General features: G+C 58.6%; 3 protein-coding genes. 2 read left to right on the forward strand and 1 reads right to left on the reverse strand.

All coding sequences use genetic code 11. The features are described from left to right. Positions 1–146: 146 nt before the first annotated feature. Positions 147–410, forward strand: a complete 264-nt coding sequence (locus tag BEN47_RS00655; RefSeq protein ID WP_070724283.1) for a transposase — start codon at positions 147–149, stop codon at positions 408–410. 186 nt (positions 411–596) lie between these two features. Further along, positions 597–1,136 carry a site-specific integrase gene (locus BEN47_RS00660; protein WP_239691450.1) on the forward strand — a complete coding sequence of 180 codons (540 nt, stop codon included), beginning with the start codon at positions 597–599 and terminating at the stop codon, positions 1,134–1,136. 265 nt (positions 1,137–1,401) lie between these two features. Here the strand turns inward: BEN47_RS00660 and BEN47_RS00665 are convergent. After that, a partial coding sequence (locus BEN47_RS00665; RefSeq protein WP_193427117.1) for a fibronectin type III-like domain-contianing protein occupies positions 1,402–2,041 on the reverse strand: 640 nt, incomplete at its 5' end.

Consider the following 2,041-nt stretch of genomic DNA (forward strand, 5'->3'; position numbering starts at 1 on the left):
CACTGGTTACGGGCATGGCCGTTGCTGTGTCCATTGCGGCGAATATCGGCGCTCTCGCATTTAGCGCAAGTGTGAATTGTCGTGACCATAAACACCATATTTAAGTCATCTCATTTTAGACCACCGCCTTCTATTTTTAACTGTTTATGAAAAAAAGTCGCTTTAGCGAAGCCCAGATTCTGGGCATTTTGCGCCAACAGGACCAGGGCCAGACGGTGGTTCAGATTTGCCGGGAGCACGGCATCAGTGAGCCCACTTTTTACGGGTGGAAAAGCAAGTTCGGGGGCATGAGCGTGAGCGAGTTGCAGCGCCTCAAGCACCTGGAGGACGAAAACCGTCGCCTCAAACAGCTCTACGCGGAGCTGAGCCTGGAACACCAGGTTATCAAGGAGGTGTTGCGAAAAAAGTAGTCACCCCCACAGCCCGGCGCGCGGTGGCCCATTACGCCTGTGGGCGGGGGCTGAGCCAGCGCCAGGCGTGTGCGCCCGTGGGCCTGGCCCGCAACAGCTACTCCCCGCCACCGGGTGGGGGCCGTGGGGGGCTCCAGCCCGCCCATGCCGGACTGGTCACCCGGTTGCGGGCGCTGGTGAAGCGGCATGGTGGCTGGGGCTTTTGGAAGTACTACTACCGCCTGCGCAAGCTACGGGGCGTTCCGTCGTTCGGAGCTGGTGGACCTCAACCTCGAGCAGCTGGAATTTACGGAGCAGGCCTTGCTGGTGCACCTAGCCAAAAGCAAAGCCAATCAGTACGGGGCGGTCGAGGACAAAGCTATTTTCTATGTGCCTAACGCAGATTTCTGCCCGGTGCGCTGTCTCCGGGCTTGGCTGCACCTGCTAGGCCGCACCACAGGGCCGCTGTTTGTGAAGATTCCACGGGCGGCACCGGGCCAGATGGCTACGCCGTCGGACAAGCGGCTCTCCGGTATATCCATTAACAAGCTCGTGCAAAAGCGCCTCGGGCCGGACTACTCCGCCCACTCGCTGCGCGTGTCCTTTGTGACGGTAGCCTTGCTCAACGGACAGTCCCATAAGGCCATTAAGAACCAAACCAAGCAAAAAACGGACGCCATGATTGAGCGTTACACCCAGCTCAACAACGTGGTTTCTTACAACGCCGCTCAAAGCTTAGGTCTTTAGCAAGTGGGCTATACTTAGCACAGTTTGAAGCAAATAAGGATAAGGTAAGTAGGTCGGGGAAATTAGTTTAACATTGGAAATCAAGATAAAATGCTTATAAGCAACTAAAAGTGTCGTCTGAAAGATGATATTCGACCTGCTTAATGCAAAGTAATTCTAACGACCTACTTATTGCCGAATATTCAGCCCGGTATAACATGTACTGATTGCTTCAGATACATAATGAACGAGACAATTTCGTCTCTTCGTCATCCGGGCCGCTCGTTTATCTGGTCATGCTTTCAAACGACTCCTTGGCCCGAATGTCAGTCGAGGAGCTGCCAATGAGCACCTCGAACCGGCCGGGCTCCACCACGCGGTTCATGCTGCGGTCGAGCAGGGCCAGGTCGTCGGGCCGCAGGGTGAAGCGAATGGTTTTCTTCTCGCCGGGTTTCAGGGCCACGCGCTCGAAGCCGCGCAGCTGGCTGTCGTAGGTGACCACGCTGCTGAGCACGTCGCGCAAGTAGAGCTGCACCACTTCGTCGCCCGTCACGGGGCCGGTGTTGGCCACGTCCACGGCCACTTCAATCAGGGCCTGGGGGGCGGCCTGGCGGGGCGACACCTGCAGGTTGTCGTACTTAAAGGTAGTGTAGCTCAGGCCAAAGCCGAAGGGATAGAGCGGGCCGTTGGCGCTGGTGCGGCCGCCGCCGTTGGGGTCGCCGGCGCTGGGCTGGCCGGCCTGCGAGCCGGGTTTGAAGGGGAAATTGAACTCAATCTGGCCGGTGCTTTTGGGGAAGGTGATGGGGAGCTTGCCGCCGGGGTTGTAGTCGCCGAACAGGGCCTCGGCCACGGCCCGGCCGCCCGAGGGCCCCGGAAACCAGGCCTCCAGGATGGCGGGCACGTTGCGCTCGGCCCAGTTGATGGTG

This window comes from Hymenobacter lapidarius, assembly GCF_001816145.1.
In the GTDB taxonomy this organism is placed as follows: domain Bacteria; phylum Bacteroidota; class Bacteroidia; order Cytophagales; family Hymenobacteraceae; genus Hymenobacter; species Hymenobacter lapidarius.

Bases quoted from the DNA above. Each gene is read 5' to 3' on its own strand.
- BEN47_RS00655 (WP_070724283.1), top strand. From the start codon at position 147: ATGAAAAAAAGTCGCTTTAGCGAAGCCCAGATTCTGGGCATTTTGCGC.
- BEN47_RS00660 (WP_239691450.1), top strand. From the start codon at position 597: ATGGTGGCTGGGGCTTTTGGAAGTACTACTACCGCCTGCGCAAGCTAC.